Source organism: Phaeobacter italicus, assembly GCF_019801785.1.
Classification (GTDB): Bacteria; Pseudomonadota; Alphaproteobacteria; order Rhodobacterales; family Rhodobacteraceae; genus Phaeobacter; species Phaeobacter italicus.
On record NZ_JAHVIJ010000003.1, the window covers coordinates 346,680 to 367,141 of the forward strand.

At 60.5% G+C, this 20,462-nt stretch carries 23 protein-coding genes; 11 read left to right on the forward strand and 12 right to left on the reverse strand.

From position 1 onward, the window contains the following. Positions 1–148 precede the first annotated feature (148 nt). Together KUV39_RS09285 and parE are read right to left on the reverse strand one after the other, a co-directional pair. Complete coding sequence (locus KUV39_RS09285) at positions 149–853, reverse strand: hypothetical protein (protein ID WP_222459612.1); 705 nt, start codon at positions 851–853, stop codon at positions 149–151. Positions 854–960: 107 nt separating this feature from the next. After that, positions 961–2,919 carry a DNA topoisomerase IV subunit B gene (parE, locus tag KUV39_RS09290; protein WP_008561322.1) on the reverse strand — a complete coding sequence of 653 codons (1,959 nt, stop codon included), beginning with the start codon at positions 2,917–2,919 and terminating at the stop codon, positions 961–963. 239 nt (positions 2,920–3,158) lie between these two features. Between parE and KUV39_RS09295 the strand changes: the two genes are divergently transcribed. From KUV39_RS09295 to KUV39_RS09310, 4 genes are all read left to right on the forward strand, one after another. Beyond that, complete coding sequence (locus KUV39_RS09295; protein ID WP_222459613.1) at positions 3,159–3,668, forward strand: hypothetical protein; 510 nt, start codon at positions 3,159–3,161, stop codon at positions 3,666–3,668. Positions 3,669–3,808: 140 nt separating this feature from the next. Next, positions 3,809–5,227, forward strand: a complete 1,419-nt coding sequence (locus KUV39_RS09300; protein WP_222459614.1) for a pyridoxal phosphate-dependent decarboxylase family protein — start codon at positions 3,809–3,811, stop codon at positions 5,225–5,227. Positions 5,228–5,424: 197 nt separating this feature from the next. After that, positions 5,425–6,366: a polyphosphate kinase 2 gene (ppk2, locus tag KUV39_RS09305; protein ID WP_046211028.1), complete on the forward strand. Its 942-nt coding sequence runs from the start codon at positions 5,425–5,427 to the stop codon at positions 6,364–6,366. A gap of 143 nt (positions 6,367–6,509) precedes the next feature. After that, complete coding sequence (locus KUV39_RS09310) at positions 6,510–7,904, forward strand: MATE family efflux transporter (protein WP_222459706.1); 1,395 nt, start codon at positions 6,510–6,512, stop codon at positions 7,902–7,904. Between the two features lie 127 nt (positions 7,905–8,031). Here the strand turns inward: KUV39_RS09310 and KUV39_RS09315 are convergent, their stop codons facing one another. Together KUV39_RS09315 and KUV39_RS09320 are read right to left on the reverse strand one after the other, a co-directional pair. Beyond that, positions 8,032–8,487, reverse strand: a complete 456-nt coding sequence (locus KUV39_RS09315; RefSeq protein WP_222459615.1) for a hypothetical protein — start codon at positions 8,485–8,487, stop codon at positions 8,032–8,034. 9 nt (positions 8,488–8,496) lie between these two features. Further along, positions 8,497–9,699 (reverse strand): pyridoxal phosphate-dependent aminotransferase, encoded by a 1,203-nt coding sequence (locus KUV39_RS09320; protein WP_222459616.1) that lies wholly within the window; start codon positions 9,697–9,699, stop codon positions 8,497–8,499. 97 nt (positions 9,700–9,796) lie between these two features. Here KUV39_RS09320 and KUV39_RS09325 point away from each other — a divergent pair, with 97 nt between their 5' ends. From KUV39_RS09325 to KUV39_RS09335, 3 genes are all read left to right on the forward strand, one after another. Next, a complete protein-coding gene (locus tag KUV39_RS09325; protein WP_008560282.1) occupies positions 9,797–10,192 on the forward strand; it encodes a helix-turn-helix domain-containing protein in 396 nt (131 codons plus the stop codon). After that, entirely contained in the window at positions 10,189–10,473 is a 285-nt protein-coding gene (locus tag KUV39_RS09330; RefSeq protein ID WP_008560859.1) for a succinate dehydrogenase assembly factor 2, read from the forward strand. The genes KUV39_RS09325 and KUV39_RS09330 overlap by 4 nt, the downstream gene beginning before the upstream one ends. Positions 10,474–10,552: 79 nt before the next feature. Further along, entirely contained in the window at positions 10,553–11,050 is a 498-nt protein-coding gene (locus KUV39_RS09335; protein ID WP_173644470.1) for a MarR family winged helix-turn-helix transcriptional regulator, read from the forward strand. Positions 11,051–11,623: 573 nt separating this feature from the next. Here the strand turns inward: KUV39_RS09335 and KUV39_RS09340 are convergent. The 3 genes from KUV39_RS09340 to KUV39_RS09350 form a co-directional block, all read right to left on the reverse strand. Continuing rightward, the gene (locus KUV39_RS09340) at positions 11,624–12,052 is read right to left on the reverse strand and encodes a VOC family protein (protein WP_222459617.1); all 429 of its coding nucleotides are present in this window, start codon (positions 12,050–12,052) and stop codon (positions 11,624–11,626) included. A gap of 118 nt (positions 12,053–12,170) precedes the next feature. Beyond that, positions 12,171–13,592 carry a surface lipoprotein assembly modifier gene (locus KUV39_RS09345; protein ID WP_222459618.1) on the reverse strand — a complete coding sequence of 474 codons (1,422 nt, stop codon included), beginning with the start codon at positions 13,590–13,592 and terminating at the stop codon, positions 12,171–12,173. 4 nt (positions 13,593–13,596) lie between these two features. Further along, entirely contained in the window at positions 13,597–14,535 is a 939-nt protein-coding gene (locus tag KUV39_RS09350; RefSeq protein WP_046211024.1) for a hypothetical protein, read from the reverse strand. Positions 14,536–14,756: 221 nt separating this feature from the next. Here KUV39_RS09350 and KUV39_RS09355 point away from each other — a divergent pair, with 221 nt between their 5' ends. Next, a complete protein-coding gene (locus tag KUV39_RS09355; RefSeq protein WP_222459619.1) occupies positions 14,757–15,590 on the forward strand; it encodes a thymidylate synthase in 834 nt (277 codons plus the stop codon). 85 nt (positions 15,591–15,675) lie between these two features. After that, complete coding sequence (locus tag KUV39_RS09360; protein ID WP_222459620.1) at positions 15,676–16,152, forward strand: dihydrofolate reductase; 477 nt, start codon at positions 15,676–15,678, stop codon at positions 16,150–16,152. 201 nt (positions 16,153–16,353) lie between these two features. On the opposite strand, the gene KUV39_RS09365 is transcribed toward KUV39_RS09360, so the two are convergent. Further along, on the reverse strand, positions 16,354–16,560 hold the full coding sequence (locus KUV39_RS09365) for a cold-shock protein (protein ID WP_008563275.1): 207 nt from the start codon (positions 16,558–16,560) through the stop codon (positions 16,354–16,356). A gap of 221 nt (positions 16,561–16,781) precedes the next feature. Here KUV39_RS09365 and KUV39_RS09370 point away from each other — a divergent pair, with 221 nt between their 5' ends. Together KUV39_RS09370 and KUV39_RS09375 are read left to right on the forward strand one after the other, a co-directional pair. Next, on the forward strand, positions 16,782–17,102 hold the full coding sequence (locus KUV39_RS09370; RefSeq protein ID WP_046211215.1) for an arsenate reductase family protein: 321 nt from the start codon (positions 16,782–16,784) through the stop codon (positions 17,100–17,102). A gap of 41 nt (positions 17,103–17,143) precedes the next feature. Further along, on the forward strand, positions 17,144–17,512 hold the full coding sequence (locus tag KUV39_RS09375) for a hypothetical protein (RefSeq protein ID WP_008560964.1): 369 nt from the start codon (positions 17,144–17,146) through the stop codon (positions 17,510–17,512). A gap of 84 nt (positions 17,513–17,596) precedes the next feature. Here KUV39_RS09375 and KUV39_RS09380 read toward each other — a convergent pair whose 3' ends face one another. The 4 genes from KUV39_RS09380 to KUV39_RS09395 form a co-directional block, all read right to left on the reverse strand. Continuing rightward, complete coding sequence (locus tag KUV39_RS09380) at positions 17,597–18,163, reverse strand: DoxX family protein (RefSeq protein ID WP_008563181.1); 567 nt, start codon at positions 18,161–18,163, stop codon at positions 17,597–17,599. A gap of 6 nt (positions 18,164–18,169) precedes the next feature. Beyond that, on the reverse strand, positions 18,170–18,925 hold the full coding sequence (locus tag KUV39_RS09385) for an HvfC/BufC N-terminal domain-containing protein (protein ID WP_222459621.1): 756 nt from the start codon (positions 18,923–18,925) through the stop codon (positions 18,170–18,172). Then, a complete protein-coding gene (gene bufB, locus KUV39_RS09390; protein WP_050672263.1) occupies positions 18,922–19,770 on the reverse strand; it encodes an MNIO family bufferin maturase in 849 nt (282 codons plus the stop codon). Before bufB ends, KUV39_RS09385 begins: the two co-directional genes overlap by 4 nt. Before the next feature lie 276 nt (positions 19,771–20,046). Further along, the gene (locus KUV39_RS09395; RefSeq protein WP_008559644.1) at positions 20,047–20,352 is read right to left on the reverse strand and encodes a BufA1 family periplasmic bufferin-type metallophore; all 306 of its coding nucleotides are present in this window, start codon (positions 20,350–20,352) and stop codon (positions 20,047–20,049) included. Positions 20,353–20,462: the final 110 nt, after the last annotated feature.

A 20,462-nucleotide genomic window follows, 5' to 3' on the forward strand; every position in this document is an offset into this window, starting at 1 on the left:
GAGCGGCGCTGGCTGGATGCCCCTTGGGGCGTGAGGCGTCAGCCGCACGGCCCGCGCCTGACCTTCCCCCCGGGAAGGCGCTTCACGCCTCCCCAAGGTCAGGCACGGGCCTTGTTGGGTGGGAGTTGTCTGTGATCCCTAAGTATCTTCACTTAGAAGATTTTTCGTCATTGTTGTGCCTACGATTTTTACTGTCGGCCGACCAAGCGTGACGCTGTGGGTGAGGCCAGTAAAGACTAAGTTGCTGGAGTACAAACCAGCGAATAGAGAACTTATTTTTCCGATATGGCATTGGCGAATGAAAGAAAGCCACATACAGGAGGGAAAAAGTGATTGTCGCGAACCCTAGTGCAGCGGCAACCTTCTCTACAAATGGCAAACCGTTCGAAAGCAACAGGTCGTATTGCAAGCCAGCAAAGTAAATTCCAACTGCACCAACTGGTACGAGGAAGGAAAGTACCAGAAGAAGGAAAAGGAAACCCATCACTTGAGTTAGTGGAAATACCTCTTTGAAAAAGGGGTTTGAAACACCTGGAATTCCAAGAGAATTATTATCGTAGCCACGAATCATTCCAAAAATGTTTCCCGAAAATCCACTAAGAAGAACGCGATTCACTTGTTGAATTTTGAGATACATAGCAGTTGACAAGTGGTTGAACGCCAACGTCGTCATCAAGAAAACAAAGCTAGTAGCAGACAGAAAATATGCGGCAGGGGCGGAAATCGAAACGTCAAAAATACTGATCGAAATATCATCGCCGTGCTTGAGAGACGAAACAACGAAGTAGGCTAGCAGAACCCTTGCTGACGCTTTTATGAAATCCTCAATTGCCCTGTTCTGATGCTTGCTCAAGACCTCATACTTGTTCAGCCATGAGTTTTCTTCTGGGCCGAGCTTTCGAAACGTTGTGTTGAATTCGTGAGCCTTAAGGCTCCGTAAGGAGATCCACCTAAATTCTCTCAAACATCCAGCTCCTCCACGAACTTCGCGTTTTCCTGAATATACTGGAAGCGGAGTTCGGGTTTCTTGCCCATCAGGCGTTCGACCAAGTCGCCGGTCTCGCCCGGTTCGTCCTCGTCGATTGTCACCCGGATCAATTTCCGGGTCTTGGGGTCCATCGTGGTTTCCTTCAGGTCCTTGGCGTCCATTTCGCCAAGACCCTTGAAGCGGCTCACGTCGATCTTGCCCTTGCCGCCCAGACCCTTTTCCAGCCACATGTCGCGCTCTGCCTCGTCAAGGCAGTAGACGCGGCGTGCGCCTTGGGTCAGGCGGAACAGTGGCGGGCAGGCGAGGTAGAGGTGGCCGCCGTCAATGAGCGGGCGCATCTGGGTGAAAAAGAAGGTCATCAGGAGCGACGCGATATGGGCGCCGTCGACGTCCGCATCGGTCATGATGATGATCTTGTCATAGCGCAGATCATCAAGGTTGAACTTGGTGCCAAGGCCGACGCCAAGCGCCTCGCAGAGGTCGCGGATCTCGGCGTTTGATCCCAGCTTGCCCGACGCCGCGCCCAGCACGTTCAGGATCTTGCCCTTGAGAGGCAGGAGCGCCTGATTGACCCGGTTGCGCGCGCCCTTGCCAGAGCCCCCCGCAGAGTCGCCCTCCACGATGAACAGCTCGGTGCCGGAGCGGTCCTTGGAGGTGCAATCGGTCAGCTTGCCGGGCAGGCGCAGCTTCTTGGTGGCGGTCTTGCGCTGGGTCTCTTTCTCCTGCTTGCGGCGCAGGCGTTCCTCGGCGCGCAGGATCAGGAAATCGAGGATGGCGCCGGCGGATTTGGTGTCAGCGGCCAGCCAGTTGTCGAAATGGTCGCGGACCGAGTTTTCCACCATCTTGGCGGCGGCCTCGGTGGACAGGCGGTCCTTGGTCTGGCCGACAAACGCGGGATCGGCGATGAAGCAGCTCACCAGTGCGCAGCCGCCGGTCATCAGGTCGTCGCGGGTGATCTGGGCGGCTTTCTTGTTGTTGACCAGCTCGCCATAGGCCTTGATCCCCTTGAGGATCGCGGCCCAGAACCCGGTGACATGGGTGCCGCCTTCGGGCGTGGGGACGGTGTTACAGTAGGACTGGGTGAAGCCATCGCGCGAGGGCGTCCAGTTGATCGCCCATTCCACATAACCCGGTTCGCCAAATTTCTCGCGGAATTCGACTTTGCCCGCAAAGGGCACATCTGCGTAGACAGAGGATTTGCCCAGCACTTCGGTCAGATAGTCGCGCAGACCACCGGGGAAGTGAAAGGTCGCCTCTGTCGGGGTTTCGCCATCGTCGATGTGGCTTTTCCAGCGGATTTCGACGCCAGAGAACAGATAGGCCTTGGAGCGCACCAGGGTGAACAGGCGCTTGGGTTTGAAACGGTGAGAGCCAAAGATCTGCTCGTCCGCGTGGAAGGTCACGGAGGTGCCGCGCCGGTTGGGGGCTGCGCCGACCTTTTCCACCCCGCCAAGGGGGATGCCGCGGGAAAACCGCTGTTCGAACAGTTCCTTGTTCTTGGCAACCTGCACCACCATCGAATCCGACAATGCGTTCACCACCGAAGAGCCCACACCATGCAGACCGCCCGATGTCTGATAGGCCTTGCCAGAGAATTTGCCGCCGGCGTGCAGCGTGCACAGGATCACCTCAAGCGCGGATTTGTCCGGGAACTTGGGGTGCGGGTCGATCGGAATGCCACGGCCGTTGTCGCGGATGGTGACGGCGTAATCGGCGTGCAGTTCCACTTCGATGCGATTGGCGTGGCCTGCGACCGCCTCGTCCATGGAGTTGTCGAGGATTTCGGCAACCATGTGATGCAGCGCGCGCTCGTCCGTGCCGCCGATATACATGCCGGGGCGTTGGCGAACGGGTTCGAGGCCTTCAAGAACCTCGATAGAGGAGGCGTCATAGGTATCGGCTGCAGGCGTGCTGAGGAGATCGTCGGCCATGTGCGGGAGCTGCTCTTCCTTGGTGTTGGTTGGCGCCCATTATGGCAGGTGTTGGGGCCGGGTGGAAGAGGGACGCAAGGGGCTGTGGATAAGGTGGGCCGGGGCTTTGGTCACGGGGCCGAATGCGGGCAGCCGTGGGCGAAAGGGGGTTTGCGGAACATCAGGGGCGTTCCGGGCCGCGGGTGGGGCGGGTCGGGGGCGTCAGGCCAGAGGTGTCACGACAGAAAGGATGGTTTTCTTTGAACCTGCCCTTAAGGTGCAGCGCAGGATTTGAAAAAAGCGAATTTGAAAAAGTGCAATGCAAGATCAACGTCAAAGAAGGCGCCGGGTGTCCAGGATATATCTGGGGAGAAAGTGAATTGGTAAAACTAACTGTGAAGCCCGCCACTGAACGGCATCTGGGGCGTCAGCGTATTCTGATCCATAAAAATCACAGAGGAACCGCAAATCGATTTGACGTGATCCGAGTGCATCATGGTCAAAAGTCGACTGATGTGGTGGTCATTGGGCAACGAGATGAAGAAAAGAATGTAGTTCGGTTGGACCTCGATGACCGCAAGGCACTTGGCATAGAAGAAACGGGCAAAACCTATGAGTTGTCCATAGAACAGCTCGGTTGGATCGGTCGCTATTGGTGGTACATCCGCGCGCGGGATCCTGCCATATATTTGCCTGCGCGAATAGCACTGTTGTCTCTGGGGCTTGGAGCCTTGGGAGTGGCTCTTGGTTTTGCTTCTCTGTTTAGTTGAAGCGGTCAAGTTAACCAGCTGAGGTGGTCGTAAGGGGCGGTCGGGGCTGATCGGCGGTGCTGGGTTGGGTCCACACTATTTCCGTGCTTGCGGGCGATTGGCGCTGTAGGTCTGTGGCAACGACAGGAGGAGCGCGCAGGATGACAGGGCAGGGAATCAAGACGCAGGACTGGGAGGTCTTTCGTGCCGAGGCGCGGCGCATGCTGGAGGCTGCGCTGGATCAGATGCAGACGGCCTCTGACCATCCCTGGCAGCCGGTGCCGGAGGACATGGATGCACGCTATGCCATTGACGGCATGGCGCATGGGGCCGGGGCGGCGGTGGATCAGATCCTGAGCGATGTGATGCCTTACCATGGCGGCAACACCCATCCGCGGTTCTGGGGCTGGGTGCAGGGATCGGGTCTGCCGAGCGATATGATTGCCTCGGTTGCGGCGGCTGCGGTCAATGCGAACATGGGCGGGCGCGACCACGGGGCGAACTACATGGAGCGGGCCGTGGTGGACTGGACACGCGCCAGAATGGGCCTGCCGGAGGGGGCGAGCGGGATCCTTGTGACCGGCACCTCTCAGGCGACTGTCATCGCCTTTCAGGCGGCGCGGCTCAGGGTGCTAAGCGGCCTGCGCAAGACAGGCCAGGGCGGGGTGCGCCTGACGGCCTATGCGGGCGAGGGGGTCCATAACGCGACGCTGAAGGCGGTGGAGCTGTTGGGGATCGGCTCGGACAATCTGCGCAAGGTGCCATTGGTGGACGGACAGATCGACTGCGCCGCGCTGGCAGAAATGGTGGCCGCGGACAAGGCCGCAGGGGCGTTGCCATTTCTGGTGGTGGGGACGGCTGGATCGGTTGATCTGGGCCTGTTTGATGATTTGAACGCCCTGGCCGATGCGGCGGCAGATCTGGGGCTGTGGCTGCATGTGGATGGGGCCTTTGGGGCCTGGACGCGGATCGCGGATGAGCCTTACCGATCGCTGAGTGATGGGATCGGTCGCGCCGACAGCATCGCGCTGGATTTCCACAAGTGGATGTATGTCGGCTATGACTGCGGCATGGCTCTGTTGCGCGACGAGGCAGAGCATCGCGCCGCATTTGCGGCCCGGCCTAGCTATCTGGAAGGGGCAGAGAGAGGGCTTGCCGGTGGGGAGCCGTGGTTTTGCGACTATGGCATCGACCTTAGCCGGGGCAATCGGGCGCTGAAGGTGTGGACCGCGCTCAAGACCTATGGCGCGGCGGCGTTTGGCGAGGCGATCACGCTCAACTGTCAGCTGGCGCAGGTGATGGGGCAGCAGGTCGAGGCAGAGCACCGCATGGCGCTGGCGGCGCCGGTGGTGTCCAATGTCTGTGTCTTTACGGCGCGGGCGGATCTGCCCGTGCAGGCGCAATCCGACCTGAATGCGCGTATCGCGCAGCGCCTGCAGGAGAGCGGAGAGGCGGTGTTTTCCACCACACGGGTTGGGGATGTCGTGATGCTGCGCGCGGCGATCACCAATCATCGCAGCCGCGTGGCCGATGTTGAGGCCGCGATTGCCGCTGTCGCACGAGAGGCGGACGCGGGCTGAGCGCCTTGCCACAGGGCACGGGCGCAACGGGGTGACGCAGGGCGATGCTGAGCGATGCAGAAACCCGCGGTTTTTCTGATTAACAGGGCGCGGGGCGGCTGTCTTTGACACAGGTCAGCGCGGACAGTCGGCACGAGGGGTAGAGTCCGGGGCTAACAAAACAACTCAGTGTATAGCCATTGGAGAGGGAGCCCCGAATGCCCAAAGACATGACCCGACAGGATGCAGCTGCAAAGACCCCCAAAGCCGAAGCAAAGGTGCCCGCAGTCATCGCGACCAAACCAACGCCGAGCCACGAGGACATCCGTCGCGCCTTTGAGACCGGGAAATACCCCTATTCGCGCAAGATGTCGCGCCCGGCCTATGAAAAGGAAAAGGCCCTGCTTCAGGCGGAGCTGCTGAAAGTGCAGCTGTGGGCCCAGGAAACGGGCCAGAAATTTGTCCTGTTGTTCGAAGGGCGCGATGCGGCGGGCAAGGGGGGCACCATCAAGCGCTTTACCGAGCATCTGAATCCCCGGTTGGCCCGTGTCGTGGCGTTGAACAAACCCACCGACGAAGAGCGCGGCCAATGGTATTTCCAGCGCTATATCAACCACCTGCCCACCAGCGGTGAAATGGTGCTTTATGACCGCTCCTGGTATAATCGCGCCGGTGTTGAGCGGGTGATGGGCTTTTGTGAACCCAATGAATATCTGGAGTTCATGCGCCAGACGCCCGAGCTGGAGCGGATGTTGGTGCGCTCGGGGATACGGCTTTACAAATACTGGTTCTCTGTCACCCAGAGCGAGCAAGGCCGCCGGTTCAAATCGCGCGAGACCGATCCCTTGAAACAGTGGAAGCTGTCGCCCATCGACAAAGCGTCCCTGAACAAATGGGATGATTACACCGAAGCCAAGGAAGCGATGTTCTTTTACACCGATACGGCTGATGCGCCTTGGACGGTGATCAAATCGAACTGCAAGAAACGGGCCCGGCTGAACTGCATGCGCCATTTTCTTGCCTCGCTCGACTATCCCGGCAAGGATTTGCAGGTGGCCGCCGCACCCGACCCGCTGATTGTGGGGCAGGCGCACCATGTGATCCAGCGGTCAGACCACATTCTGGGCAAGGCGCTGCATCCCGACAATCGCGCAGGCTAGCCCCGCGCCACAGCCGTCTGGGGCCGGTATCGTCCGGCCCCTTTTGCTGGCTGCGGGCAAGACCGGACCGGTTGCAACGGATGGTAGAATCAGGCTTGCCGTAATTCCCTGCCGTGCCTAAGGCTGGTGTCATGACTGATACCATGACCCCAGAAAGCGGCCTGCCGCCCACAGGCGGCAGCAAGCCCCCGTCGCCCAATACCGTTCTCGGCCATTCCCGGGCGCTCTTGCTGCTTGGTCTGCCGATGATCGGCGGCCATGTGGCGCAGTTTTCCATCGGTCTCACCGATACGGTGATGCTGGGCTGGTATGGCGTCGCTGAGCTGGCGGCGGTCACGCTGGGGTCGACCTATTTTTTCTCGATCTTCCTGTTGGGTTCGGGCTTTGCCTTTGCGGTGATGCCGATGGTTGCCGCCGCTGCCGGATCAGGAGAAGAGCGCCAGATCCGACGCACCACCCGCATGGGGCTTTGGTTGTCGTTGATCTACGGCGCCTTGGCGGTGCCGCTGTTGTGGTGGTCTGAGCCGATCCTGTTGTTTCTGGGCCAAAACCAGGAGGTCGCGCATGGCGCGGCGGAATACCTGCGCATCGCCGGCTGGGCCATTTTCCCCGCGCTGTTGTACATGGTGGTGAAATCCTATCTGGCCGCATTGGAACGCACTCAGGCGGTTTTGTGGTTCTCTGTCTTTGCGGCATTGATCAATGGCGTGGTCAATTATGCTCTGATCTTTGGCAATTGGGGCGCGCCAGAGCTGGGTGTGACGGGGGCGGCGATTGCCTCACTGGTCACCAATTTCATCTCATTCGGGTTGGTGATCGGCTATGCGCTGCGGATCCTGCCAGAGCATGAGTTGCTGAAAAACGCCCTGCGCCCGGATTGGGAGATGATGCGCCGGGTGCTGCGGATGGGCACGCCCATCGGGTTGACCACCGTGGCAGAGAGCAGCCTGTTTGCCGCCTCTGCCATGATGATGGGCTGGATCGGGACGGTTGCGCTGGCGGCGCATGGGATTGCGATCTCGCTCGCCGGGATCACCTTTATGGTGCATCTGGGTCTGTCCAATGCGGCGACGGTGCGGGCGGGCAATGCCTATGGGCGACGCGATCGGGACCATTTGGCGCGGGGCGCGCGGGTGGTGATGGCGATGTCGCTTGCGATGTCGGCGATCGGTATCGTGCTGATGCTGACCATTCCCGAGCCGCTGATTGCGCTGTTCCTGGATGGCGATGACCCGGAAAAGCCGCAGATCCTTGCACTGGGTGTTGGGTTGCTGGCGGCAGCGGCCCTGTTTCAGCTGATGGACGGGATGCAGGTTGTGGCCTTGGGGCTGTTGCGGGGGGTGCAGGACACCGCCTGGCCGATGGTGATTGCGGTGCTGAGCTATTGGGCGGTCGGCATTCCGGTGTCTTATCTGTTTGGCTTTGTCTTTGGCTGGGGCGGCATTGGGGTCTGGTTCGGTCTGGTGATCGGTCTTTCCGCCGCCGGGATCCTGCTGATGGCACGCTTCTGGATGCGTTCCATCAAGACTGTGGGCTAGGGGACTTTGGGCTAGGGGCAGGGTGCGTTGATCTGACGCCACTGCCGCAGGACGAGCGAAAAAGCAGTGGTTCGGGGCGCGCAGAAATCGGCGCGCTTGCAAACACGTGTGGCGGAGGCGGAGGCGATCAGCCCTTTTCCGGCTTGCTATCCTGTTTGCTGTCCTGCTTGGCCTCTGACTTTGCTGCGCGTTGCAGGCGGTCCGCCTTTTTGCGGATCAGCACGCTGCGCAGGTCATGCATCGCCAGCAATAATTCATCCGAGATCGCATCAAGCTGGTCATCATCGGCGCGGCTTTGGGCCCATTGCGCCGTATGGTTGAGATGGTCGATGGTGCGGCGGATGTCATCAATCTCGCGCGTGGCCAGCAGCGCCTGCCGGTCAGCCATCCACGCCCGGATTGCGCTCAGGTCTGCGTCGCTCAGGCTGCGATCGCCGTGGGGCTTGATCTCGCCATTGCGCAGTTTGACAACCGCGATCTGATCCATCTCCAGCCGCCGCTGTCGGTTTTCGCTCTCCACCCGAAAGACAAACGCCCCGTTGTCACGGACGCGAAAGTAATATTCGGGCAGAGAGGCTGTCATGATCCCGGCTCAGCTCAGGCTGGCGCAGAAGGACTGGATCCGGCGGCAGGCCTCGCGCAGGGTGTCGTCGGAGGCGGCATAGCTCACCCGGAAGTTCGGCGACAGGCCGAACGCCGCGCCATGAACCACGGCCACATCCGCCTCTGCCAGAAGTGCCTTGGCAAAGGCCTCGTCATCGCTGATGACGGTCCCGGCCGGGCTGGTGCGGCCGATCAACCCCTTGATCGAAGGGTAGACGTAAAACGCGCCATCCGGCACCGGGCAGGTCACACCGTCGATCTGGTTCAACATCTCGACCACCAGATCGCGACGGCGCACAAAGGCCTCCTTGCTGGTCTCGATATAGTCCTGCGGCCCTTCCAGTGCCTCGACCGTCGCCCATTGGCTGATGGAGCAGGGGTTCGACGTTGATTGCGACTGAACCTTGCGCATGGCGGCAATCAGCTCTTTCGGGCCGGCGGCATAGCCGATGCGCCAGCCGGTCATGGCGTAGGCCTTGGAGACGCCATTGCAGGTCAGGGTACGCTCATAAAGGCCGGGCTCGATTTCTGCGGGGGTGCAGAAGGTGAAATCGCCAAAGACCAGATGCTCGTACATGTCGTCCGTCATCACCCAGACCTGCGGGTGCCGCATCAGCACATCGGTCAGCGCTTTCAGCTCGTCCGCGCGGTAGCCTGCGCCGGTCGGATTGGAGGGCGAATTGAAGATCAGCCATTTTGTGCGCGGGGTGATCGCCTGTTCCAGCTGCTCGGCGGTGATCTTGAAGCCGGTCTCCAGCTGACCTTCGACGATCACAGGCGTGCCGCCTGCAAGGCGGACCATATCGGGGTAGGACACCCAATAGGGCGCGGGGATGATGACCTCGTCACCGGGGTTCAGCGTTGCCATCAGCGCATTGTAGAGGATCTGTTTGCCACCGGTCCCGACCGAGACCTGCTCGGGTGTGTAGCTCAGCCCGTTGTCGCGCTGAAACTTGTCACAGATCGCACGCTTGAGCTCGATGATGCCGTCGGGGGCGGTGTATTTCGTCTTGCCCTCTTCGATCGCCTTGATCGCCGCTGCCTTGATGTTGTCGGGGGTGTCGAAATCCGGCTCTCCCGCGCTGAGGCCGATGACATCGCGTCCAGCTGCGCGCAACTCACCCGCGAGTGTCGTGATTGCAATCGACGGAGACGGCTTCACGCGGGACAGGCTGTCGGACAGAAATGGCATAAAATGACCTCTGTTTGAATATCATATGGAACTGTCATAGGGTGCGCCTATCTCTCGATCAAGTGAGATCAACAGGCAGACCGAAAGGGGTCAAGTTATGAGCAATGATGACATGAATTGGTACGGGCCAGAGGCCGCAACCTTTGGCGACCGCGTTGCAGCCGCACGCGAGGCCGCAGGCATGACACAGGCTCAACTGGCGCGCCGCCTTGGCGTCAAGAAGACCACTCTGACTGGCTGGGAGCAGGACCTGTCTGAGCCGCGCGCCAACAAGCTGACCATGATGGCGGGGCTGTTGAACGTGTCGATGGGCTGGCTCTTGACGGGTGAAGGCGAGGGCATGGATGCCCCCGCAGGCGAGCAGGTGCCGCAGGATCTGGCTGCGATCCTGACAGAGCTGCGCCAGCTGCGTGAAGAGATGCGTGGCAATGTCGAACGCGCCGCACGGCTGGAAAAACGTCTGCGTCTGGTTATCGAAGGTGTGCCGCAATGATCGACCTGAAGGCCAGCCCGCCACCTGCCGATGAAAGCCGCGAGACCCGGATCAAGCGGCTGACCATGCGTTCCATGCGGCGTGGCATCAAGGAAATGGACATCCTTCTGTCGGCCTATGCCGCCCAAAAGCTGGCCGCGATGAGCGATGCCGACCTTGATCTGTACGATGCGCTTTTACACGAGAACGATCAGGATCTGTACCAGTGGGTGACGGGGCAGGTCGCCGCGCCACAGGGCTATTCTGTGCTCATTGCGGATATCGCGCAAACCCACCAATAAGAATAAAATCCGAGCTTAACGGATTTTTCGGGAATTTTCCGCATTGTGTTCCGAAGTAACCCTCGAGTCGGAGATGCGGATGAGTATGGAATTGCCAATCGGCCAGCAGGACCAGAAGGGGTTCATGACTGGCTATCTTGAGGCGCTCGCCCTGGTTGAGCGCCTTCACCGTTTGCTTTTGGATGTGATCAAGGACGAGTTTGAGCGCGTCGGCGTGCTGGAGATCAATGCGGTCCAGGCCCTGCTGCTGTTCAACATCGGCAACAATGAGGTCACGGCAGGCGAACTGAAATCACGCGGCTATTATCAGGGCAGCAACGTCAGCTACAACCTGAAGAAGCTGGTCGAAATGGGCTATATGCACCACCAGCGCTGCGAAATTGACCGTCGTTCTGTGCGCGTGCGCCTGACCGAACGTGGTCGCGAAATCCGTGATATCGTCGCGGCCTTGTTTTCGCGTCATGCCGAAGGTCTGGAAGGCAAAGGTGTGATCAGCAGCGAAGGTATCGAAGATATCACAGCCTCGCTCAAGCGTGTGGAACGGTATTGGTCGGATCAGATCCGCTATATCTACTGACGCGGCTTTTGCTGGCGATCGCGAGGCCCGTCGATGGCGGGGCGCGCAAGACTTAGGCTGATGGTGACGACCGCGAACAGGTCGGACTTGGCAGAACACGGGGCAGAACGCCGCGCGCCAGAGCACCACAGCGCAGATTGAGCTGTCAAAACGGACAGGTCAGACACCCAGGCCAACCCCGATCTTCCTGTGCAGAATGCCGTGAATGGATCGGATGCAAGGACCAGAATGGACCTTTCGGCCCGGATTTTCCCGAATAGATGATGACCACCACGGGGGTGTGCCCTGTTGGTGATGTTGGTGTTGCCGCCTTTGCCTTGTGACCTTTGCCTTGTGACCTTTGCCTGATGACCTTCGCCTGAGGTGAGAGGGGAGGGACGCCGCGGCGATGGTCCGCATCAAGGCGGCGGTTTCAGCTAGCCTCGCGGGCGTCCTTGTATGGCTGCCCCGGCAAGAGCCGTCCAAGACACGTTCAAGCCCCGCCAAGACCGCGAAAAAAAACGGCCCCGCCCGAATGGGGCAGGACCGTCGAATGCAATTCCTGCAGCGCAGTTTCGGCGCACTGCGATGGGCTTACCAGTAACCGGTGTTTTCCATGCTCGCCCACGGCTCTGCCGGAGGCAGCGCGTCACCATGCTGGAGCAGCTCGATCGAAATGTTGTCAGGCGAGCGCACAAACGCCATGTGGCCGTCACGCGGCGGGCGGTTGATGGTGACACCATTGTCCATCAGATGCTGGCAGGTCGCATAGATATCATCCACCGCATAGGCGAGGTGGCCGAAATGACGGCTGTCGCTGGGCAGCGCATCATCGCCGTCCCAGTTGTAGGTCAGTTCAATCGGAGTGTCTTCCTGGCCTTCGGCGGCCATGAAAATCAGAGAGAAGCGACCGCCCTCGCTGTCATGGCGTTTGATTTCCTTGAGACCCAGCAGCTCGTAAAACGCCATGGATTTCTCAAGGTCCTTCACGCGCACCATGGTGTGCAGATATTTCAGCGGCATCTGAATGCTCCTCTTGTCGGTCTGTCGTTCCCTGTCAGATGCGGATCCACCGACAGGGATTCAAGGCGCTAACATTAATGCAATGTGCCCGCGCGGCCAGAGCGAAATCACCGGTTGATTAGAATTTGGACTGAATTCCAAGCGAGACAGACACTTCGCGCGACTGAAAGCGACTGTGATTGCTGTCCCTCTTGCCCGCACGCAGGCGCAATGTGGGGGCAAAGCCTGCATAATCGTAGTCTTCGAAAAAGATGTTCAGATCCGCATAGATCGAGGTGTCTTCGCGTCCGTCCGGCAGATAGCGGGCGGGAAAGCCTGCGATATACTGGTCGTAGTCGGTGCGCCCCAGGATCAGCCCGGTTGAGATCCGCGCCGGGCCGATGGCGTCTGCGAATTTGTAGCCCAGCCGCAGGGTTGCGGTCTGGCTGGTGGCATTGACATGGCCTGCACGGGTGTCGCGCAGCGCGAGGCTGACATCCAGCTGGTCACCGTTGCCCAAGCGCCGGTTGAGCCGCAGCCCAAGCCCATAGACCTGCCCGTCCTGTGCCGGGCTGCGCGGATCAAACCGCTGCTCGCCGCTTACATCGACGATCAGGGCGTTCTGGGCCGACAATTGCCAGCTGCGCCGACCATTCAGCCGCATCAGGTCATAGCTTTTGTCGCCGCCATACCACGCGCTGCCAAGCGCCACGCCGACCGCTGCGGTCCCTTTTTTGTCGGCCGGGCCAACGGCAAAACCGTGGCTCAGGGCCAGTTCCCCATAGGTGGAGCCAAATTCGCTGTTGCGTGGCACCGTGGTGCCCGATTGCTGGGCCAGAAGCGCGGCCTCCGCCTTGGCGCCAGAGGACAGTGCCACCCGTTGCACATAGGCCCGTGCGCTCAGCGTGGTGCGGCTTGTTGCCGTTTGATGCAGGCGGCGGGACAGGCTGGCATCGACCACGCCGACCACACCGTCCAGAGCCACCGCACGCGGGCCAAACCGGCCAAGGGTCGGCACCCCGTCGATCACCTCAAGGGTGCTGTCTGCGCCGTTGTTCACATTGTTTGACGGGCGCAGCTCGCCGCGCAGCTGAAAGGCCCAGGGGTTCAGGTGGCGCAGCACCTTATAGTCCTGTGCGATCCGCTCTTCGCTGGTTTCATCCGGGGCGTGGATGGCCGTCCGGCGCAGCCAGATCTGTGCCAACGTATGGCGTTCTTCGGTGACGGACAGGCGCGCGGCCAGCTGGGCTGCGCGAAACTTCCCTGCGCTGTCGGGCGCAAACCGATAGGCCCGTGCTGCAGATCTGCGCCCGGCACCGGCTGCGTTCAGCCGTGCCTGGGCTGCGGCACGCAGATACCAGGCCAGCGAATCCTGCCGATCTGCCCGCAGCAGCGCCTTGGTCAGATCCAGCGTGAGTTCCGGCTTGCCACTGCCAAGCGCCTGGGCCGCCAGCAGGCGGCCCTGATCCAGGCTCAGGTGATATTCGGGTTTGGGCTGTGCCGAGGGCAGGGCTGGGAGCATCCCCACCAGCAACAGCGCAGCGGCCAGCCGCCTGCGCATCGGATCAAGGGACCGGCTGGTTGCAGACGTCCGAACTGGAGGCAGTGCCGCACTGGCCAAGAACAAAGATGCCAAACTCTTCCTCGCCGGTGAAACCGTCGAGGTGTTCGCTGACCCTGACTGATCCGGCAACAGAGGTCGCATCGGTGCCCGCAAAGATACCGCCGTATTCGCCAACCACGGTACGGGTGCCGTTCACAGTGATCGAGGTGTCGCCAGCAAAGGTCCCGTTGGCTTCAATCGTTGTGGGGGCGAGGTTCAGCGTGGTTGCGTCAATGGCAGCTGCGCCATCGGTCAGCGGCTGGATCTGTCGGTTGTAGATGGTCCCGTTCACGACATTGTCGCGGAAACCGGCGTTGATGAAGGCATCGCCTGTCACCTCTGCGACCTGGGTCGGGCGCACGGCTGCGGGGGTACCGGTCGCGACTGGCAGCAGATCACCGCCGTCGCCTTCGATGTTCAAAAGCCCGACATAGGTCCCCGCATAGCTCACGATACCGCCGGAGGCGACGTCCTCGGTCGGGGCGCTATAGTTGCCGCGGCGACCATAATGGGTGCCTGCGAAGTAATAGGAAAACTGCCCGCCTGTCGCGACCGCAACCGCAAAGGCGCCATCCTCGATTTCGCGCACATAAGCCGTAACGTGCCGGTCCAGCGATGAATCCTGCGCGGTGTAGGCCAGATACCCCTCACGGTCGAGCGCGGGCCGGCGCCGATAGGTTGCCGAAAACGGTGTGTCATCCAGGCTCAACCCTGAAATCACCAATGTCCCCGCATCGGGGTCATAGGCCACGCTGTCGAGATCAGAGGCCAGATTTTCGGGGATCGTGATCCCGCTGCCGGTGCCGCCGTCGGTCCCGTCACCTGTGTTAAAGGGGTTTGTTCCACCACCGCAGGCTGACAGCATAGCCGTCGCCGCGAGTCCCAGCATAACCCGTTTCATTTCAACTGCCCTCAAAAATCATTTTTGTTTGCGCCAGTGTCCGGCCCGGGCCTGCGAAAGTCAATTGAATTGGCCGGGTGGGGGATGTGTTGGCTGCAACCGTGGCGGATGTGTTACCACAGCCCAACGCCGCCAAGTGCGGTATTGGACCTTTTGACTTTGCCATTGACCTGTGGCAACGACAAAAGAAAGCAGGCAGAGGCCAGGGGGGACAGGACAGAATGCGCCAGTATCACGAGGCTCTTGAACAGATTCTGACCCATGGTGAGGCGAGCACAGACCGCACCGGGACCGGCACGATTTCCTATTTCGGGATGCAGACCCGCTATCCTCTGGCCGATGGCTTTCCGCTGGTGACCACCAAGAAACTGCATCTGCGCTCTATCATACACGAACTGTTGTGGTTCCTGTCTGGCGACACAAATATCCGGTATCTCAAGGAAAACGGCGTCTCAATCTGGGATGAGTGGGCCGATGAAAACGGGGATCTGGGGCCGGTTTACGGCCATCAGTGGCGGCATTTTCCGCGGCTTGAACTGGCCGAGGGCACAACCGGTGACGAGCCGCTTTATCGTGCGGGCAGTGTCGATCAGATTGCCGATCTGGTGCGGATGATCAAAACCTCGCCCGACAGCCGCCGTCTGATCGTCTCTGCCTGGAACCCCGCCGATGTGCCCGACATGGCGCTGCCACCCTGTCATACGCTGTGGCAGGTGCGGGTGCAGGGTCGTAAGATGCACCTGCAGCTATATCAGCGGTCTGCGGACATGTTCCTGGGCGTGCCGTTCAATATCGCCTCTTATGCGCTGCTGCTGAAAATGCTGGCGCATGTCACGGGGTATGAGGCCGGGGATTTTGTTCACACGATCGGGGATGCGCATATCTATTCCAACCACATGGATCAGGTGAAGCTGCAACTGTCACGCACCCCCAAACCGCTGCCGGAGCTGCACATCAAACGGGATGTCCCGTCGATCTTTGACTTCACATATGAAGACTTTGAGGTGGTGAACTACGACCCTGATCCGGTGATCAAGGCCCCGGTTGCCGTCTGATCCGGCCGCCTTGTCCCCCGCTGCCTGATGCAGTCTTTTCCGTCACGCCAACCGGCCCCATGACCCGCCCCATGAAAGGTATCTCATGATTACCCTTATCGTTGCACGCGACCAGAACGGCGCGATTGGCAAGGACAACACCATCCCCTGGCACGCGCCCGAAGACCTGAAGTGCTTTCAGCGCGAAACCCTGGGTGGGGCCGTCATCATGGGGCGCAACACCTGGGAGAGCCTGCCGTTCAAGCCCTTGAAAAACCGGCTCAATCTTGTGGTGTCATCCGATCCGAACGCAGCAGAGATTGTCTGCCCCAGCATCGAGACCGCGCTGGCAGAGGCGCGAGCGCAGGGCTATCTGCGGATCTATGGCATTGGTGGGGCGGGGATCTACCGAGAGATGCTGCCGATTGCCGACCGTATGGTCATCACCGAGGTCGACACCGTGGTCGACTCTCCCGACACGCATTTTCCGGCGTTTTCGGCAAGTGAGTGGGCCATCGCAAGTCAGACCGCACTGCGCAGCGAGGCGCCGAACTGCGTTGCGGTGGAATACCTGCGCCGCTGACACGCCCCGATACGGCCAGACACGCCCCGGCGCGCGCGGCCAAATGTCAAAACAAACAGACCCCGGCAGGCAGCTGTCGGGCTTTTCCATGCTGACCGTGCGCGTCAACCATCAGGCCAAGTGAAACATGAGGCCAAGTCAACCATCAGCAGAGAGCTGCGCCGGGCTGGCCCCCGCCGCAACTGGTGTTCATGTGCTGCGTTATTGCGGGCGAATTTCGGAAGCCATTTGACGACCGTCGCGACCTTCGATCATTTCAAATTCAACTTTCTGGTTGTCCGCAAGGCCGGTCAGGCCAGAACGTTCTACCTGGGAAATATGCACAAAAACGTCTTTTCCGCCGCCTTCGGGCTCAATAAAGCCGTAGCCTTTGGTGGTGTTGAACCATTTCACGGTGCCATTTGCCATGTTCCCGTGTCTCCTTCTCATTTACTCTTCACCCTCAACACAACGGAATTTTGCGCTGCAGGTTGAACTGGTCGGTCCTGCCGCAGTGTGCTTGCAGAACAGGGCAGGGAATTTGTCCTACCCCGGTTTCAAGTTTTGCACGGGTCATGTAAAAATCAAGCGAAACAGCGCGTTTCTACCGTAAATTGTGCAGAATGCCGCGAAAAAGAGAGGAAAACACCGTGCAGCTCTACGGACTGAAGACCTGTGACACCTGCCGCAAGGCGCTCAAACTGCTGCCAGATGCCACATTTGTAGACGTGCGCGCAGAGGGGGTGCCGGATGATCTCTTGCAGGCGGCGCAGGCTGAATTTGGCGACAAGCTGCTCAACACCCGCTCAACCACATGGCGCGAATTGGGCGAGGCCGAGCGGGCAGGCGACCCGCTTGATCTGATCCGCGCCCATCCCACGCTGATGAAGCGGCCGCTGATCCGATCCGGTGATGCGCTTTATCTTGGCTGGGACAAGAAAACCCAGGCGGCTCTTGGCGTTGGGGCCTGACGTCCCCATCTGATCTGGGTCACAACAAAAGGAGAAGCGCCATGCGCAATGCCGCGCTTGTTTTGGGGATCATTGCCGGGCTGTTTGCCATGGTGGTGGGGTTCTTCGGCTATGGCTATACCACGGCGGTCGAGCATTTCGGAGAGATCGACGGGTTTGCGCGGCAGGTCGACAATGTCGGGGAACTGCGCCTGTTGTCGGTGATTTCACCGCTTTTGATCCTTGCTGGTGGTGCAATGGCGCGGGCCCGGGCGCTGTGGGGCGGGGTGCTGATGCTGGTTGGTGCCGGCGGCGTTTATGCGGGCTACGGGCTTGGGTTTTTCACCATCTTCCCGATTTCGATGGCCTGCCTCGCAGGTGTTCTGGCAGTGGCAGCGGGCAAGCCGGACGAGGAAAAGGCGCATTTCTGATCCCGGTCTTTGGGGGCGAGATCCACGAAAAAACGCGGACCGATGGGCCCGCGTTTTTTGTTTTCGAAGTGTCGTGTGGGGCGATCAGGCCATCACGGGCTGGGCGCGACGGCTGCGCAGCAGGGCGTCGACAGACAGGGCGCCGGCGCCTTTGATGACAAGGATCGACAGAACAAAGACCCAGAACAGACGCTGATCAAGGATCACCCCATCGGAGAACCGGTCAAACCAGGCGCCAAGGGTTTTGAGGTCAGTGGCGCCGTGGCCGTAGACGTCGGTGAGCGACTGAACCACGACAAAGCCGATCATGCCAAGGGAGGCGAGACGGGTGAACAGGCCGATCACGATCAGCAGCGGCAAGATGAATTCGGCGTAGGTGCCGGCCATCACCACGGCCCATTGGAAGATGCCGAACTGCGACACATCATAGCCCGCGGCTTCCAGTTGCTTAGGGAAGATCTGGCTGTAGGCGCCGATCGAGGGGCTGAAGATACCCAGAACCCCATCGCCCAGTTTGGTCAGGCCCGAGTTCCAGTAGTACACCAGAAGGGTCGCGGCAAAGACAAAGCGGGCACCAAGCGGCAAAAGCCAGGTTCCGGCCCGGTCTACCAGGTCAAAGATCTTATCGTGAAGCGAGACGAGCGCATGCATGGGGGGTCATCCTTTGCTGTCCAGGTGAGTGATTGCACCGCCTTGCAGCAACAGGGCGAGTACGTGGGAAAGGTCAAAATCAGGGTGCTGGGCCTGAATGGTGCTCAGCGCACCCTCCAGCGTGGCGCCGCGGCTCATGGCGTCGATCCAGTCGGCACCACCGGCAGGCAGATGCTGCACCACAGGGTCAAACTCTGGCCGGGTGATGAGGATATCCTGTGCCTCGTGCCGGGGTTTGGGGGCATCCTCTTCGGTGTTGAACCGCCAGATATCAAACAGCGGCCAGGGCGACCGCAGAACCTGCATCGCGGGCGCAAAGGACAGCCGTGCGCCCATCAGCGCCTCGGGTGCCAGCGCGCCCAATTGCGCCGGGTCAACCGGTGTGGCGTCGCCTGCGTGATAGGCCCGGCGCAGGGCAAGGTCGAGTCGCGCCGCATCCGGCAGATAGCCGAGGTGTTTCAGCTGCTCCATCCCGGCGAGGAACTCCGGGAACTCCACCCCGTAGTGCATCATCAGCGGCGACGACGGTGGGTGCGCCCGCAGGTACAGACCCGCCAGCCCGTCGAGGTTCTGCTTGCCCAGCAGCTTGCCAATGAGGGGAAAGGCGCTGTGCATCGCTTCGGTGAGAGAGACCGCCACATTGTTGCGATAAACGCTGAAGCGACGCCCAGCAGGCCCACCGGAAGCATCAAGCAGCCCCTCTGGCACCGGCTGGTTTGCATCCATCATGGCGCGGGTGAAGTCTGTTTGCGAAACACTCATGCCGGGATGCGCTCCAGCGCGGCGGCGGCGCGCGCAGCCTCGGCGGCGAGCACCGGCCATTCCGGCACATCGGTGTCCCATTCCACCAGAACCGGCTTGGGGCCCGATTTGGCCAGCGTATAGTCCAGCAGCGCCCAGACCGGATCCACCACCTCAGCGCCGTGGCTGTCGATCAACAGCGGCTTGCCGTGGTCGTCTTCATCCTCGTCATGGCCGCCAAGGTGGATCTCGCCGACCTGATCAAGCGCGAAGGCATCGATATAGCCCTGCGGAGAGAAGTCTAGATTGGTGGCGGAGACAAAGACGTTGTTCACATCGAGAAGCAGGCCACAGCCCGTGCGCCGGGTGATTTCGGCCAGAAACTCGGGCTCTGACCATGTGCTTTCGGCAAAGGCCAGATAGCTGGAGGGATTTTCCAAGAGCATCCGCCGCCCGATGGTGTCCTGCACCTGATTGATATGGTCACAGACCCGCGCAAGCGTTGCGTCGGTATAGGGCAAGGGCAGCAGGTCGTTGTAGAAATGGCTGTCATGGGTGGACCAGGCCAGATGTTCAGAGAAACTCGCAGGATTGAGCCATCCGACCAGATGTTTCAGCCGGGCGAGGTGATCGCGGTCCAGCGCGCCTTCACCGCCGATGGAGAGGCCGACACCATGAACAGAGATCGCGAATTCCTCGGCCAGATGGCGCAGCTGCGCCAGGGGGCGGCCGCCATCGCCCATGTAGTTTTCCGCATGGATTTCCAGCCAGCGCACGTCGCCTGCATCCTTCAGGATGTCCGCAAAATGCTGCGGTTTGTATCCGACACCAGCGGCGGCAGGGAGGGTTTGAGCGGCGTCCAGCATATCAGTGATCCCGAATGACGTTAGAAATCAATTGGCTGCGCGAAAGGCAAAGGCATGATCCGGGCGCGGTCGCTTGCGATGGGTCAGGCATCTGCACCCGAGGCCGCAATGGCCCATGATGGGCCGAGGCAGAGAGTGCGGTCTGACCAGACACGCTTCGAAGCCGCGCTTCGAAGGGGAAAGGGAAGCCGGCAGGGCAGTGACCTGTCCTGCCGGAAGAGCCTGCCGCATCAGACGTGGGTTCTGTGCGGCGGGCTGATGTCTGTCAGGCGAACCTTATGCGGGCAGGTCGCGCTCCAGCGGCTCCAGAGAGCCTTCGCGGGCTGTGCCATCTGCCATTGCGGGCAGTTCCATGCCTTCGCAGGTGCCTGCGTCAACCAGGGTCCAGGCGTTGCCCTGATAATCAACGGTCGAGGTGCCTGCGCAGGTGGTGCCGGGGCCGGCAGCGCAATCGTTCTGACCGGCCAGGGAGACGCCATAGCATTTCTCTTTGGACTGGGCGGCAGCCGGGGTCACGACAGCAGAGGTCAGTGCGGCAGCGACGGCACCAGCGACGGCGAGGGTTTTTGCAGTGTTGGACATCGGTGTCTTCCTTCTATCAAGTGTAGTTGCGATGGCGTGTTTGTAAGACTGACACTAGCCCAGCCGGGCAAGGCTTTGAATTCACGAGGCTGTGTCTCACGCGGGCGTCA

Bases quoted from the DNA above. Each gene is read 5' to 3' on its own strand.
- KUV39_RS09350 (WP_046211024.1), bottom strand. From the start codon at position 14,535: ATGAAACGGGTTATGCTGGGACTCGCGGCGACGGCTATGCTGTCAGCC.
- KUV39_RS09365 (WP_008563275.1), bottom strand. From the start codon at position 16,560: ATGGCAAATGGCACCGTGAAATGGTTCAACACCACCAAAGGCTACGGC.
- KUV39_RS09315 (WP_222459615.1), bottom strand. From the start codon at position 8,487: ATGACAGCCTCTCTGCCCGAATATTACTTTCGCGTCCGTGACAACGGG.
- KUV39_RS09355 (WP_222459619.1), top strand. From the start codon at position 14,757: ATGCGCCAGTATCACGAGGCTCTTGAACAGATTCTGACCCATGGTGAG.
- bufB (WP_050672263.1), bottom strand. From the start codon at position 19,770: ATGCTGGACGCCGCTCAAACCCTCCCTGCCGCCGCTGGTGTCGGATAC.
- KUV39_RS09375 (WP_008560964.1), top strand. From the start codon at position 17,144: ATGCGCAATGCCGCGCTTGTTTTGGGGATCATTGCCGGGCTGTTTGCC.
- ppk2 (WP_046211028.1), top strand. From the start codon at position 5,425: ATGCCCAAAGACATGACCCGACAGGATGCAGCTGCAAAGACCCCCAAA.
- parE (WP_008561322.1), bottom strand. From the start codon at position 2,919: ATGGCCGACGATCTCCTCAGCACGCCTGCAGCCGATACCTATGACGCC.
- KUV39_RS09300 (WP_222459614.1), top strand. From the start codon at position 3,809: ATGACAGGGCAGGGAATCAAGACGCAGGACTGGGAGGTCTTTCGTGCC.
- KUV39_RS09340 (WP_222459617.1), bottom strand. From the start codon at position 12,052: ATGCCGCTGAAATATCTGCACACCATGGTGCGCGTGAAGGACCTTGAG.
- KUV39_RS09330 (WP_008560859.1), top strand. From the start codon at position 10,189: ATGATCGACCTGAAGGCCAGCCCGCCACCTGCCGATGAAAGCCGCGAG.
- KUV39_RS09385 (WP_222459621.1), bottom strand. From the start codon at position 18,925: ATGAGTGTTTCGCAAACAGACTTCACCCGCGCCATGATGGATGCAAAC.
- KUV39_RS09310 (WP_222459706.1), top strand. From the start codon at position 6,510: ATGACCCCAGAAAGCGGCCTGCCGCCCACAGGCGGCAGCAAGCCCCCG.
- KUV39_RS09395 (WP_008559644.1), bottom strand. From the start codon at position 20,352: ATGTCCAACACTGCAAAAACCCTCGCCGTCGCTGGTGCCGTCGCTGCC.
- KUV39_RS09380 (WP_008563181.1), bottom strand. From the start codon at position 18,163: ATGCATGCGCTCGTCTCGCTTCACGATAAGATCTTTGACCTGGTAGAC.
- KUV39_RS09335 (WP_173644470.1), top strand. From the start codon at position 10,553: ATGAGTATGGAATTGCCAATCGGCCAGCAGGACCAGAAGGGGTTCATG.
- KUV39_RS09345 (WP_222459618.1), bottom strand. From the start codon at position 13,592: ATGCGCAGGCGGCTGGCCGCTGCGCTGTTGCTGGTGGGGATGCTCCCA.
- KUV39_RS09325 (WP_008560282.1), top strand. From the start codon at position 9,797: ATGAGCAATGATGACATGAATTGGTACGGGCCAGAGGCCGCAACCTTT.
- KUV39_RS09320 (WP_222459616.1), bottom strand. From the start codon at position 9,699: ATGCCATTTCTGTCCGACAGCCTGTCCCGCGTGAAGCCGTCTCCGTCG.
- KUV39_RS09360 (WP_222459620.1), top strand. From the start codon at position 15,676: ATGATTACCCTTATCGTTGCACGCGACCAGAACGGCGCGATTGGCAAG.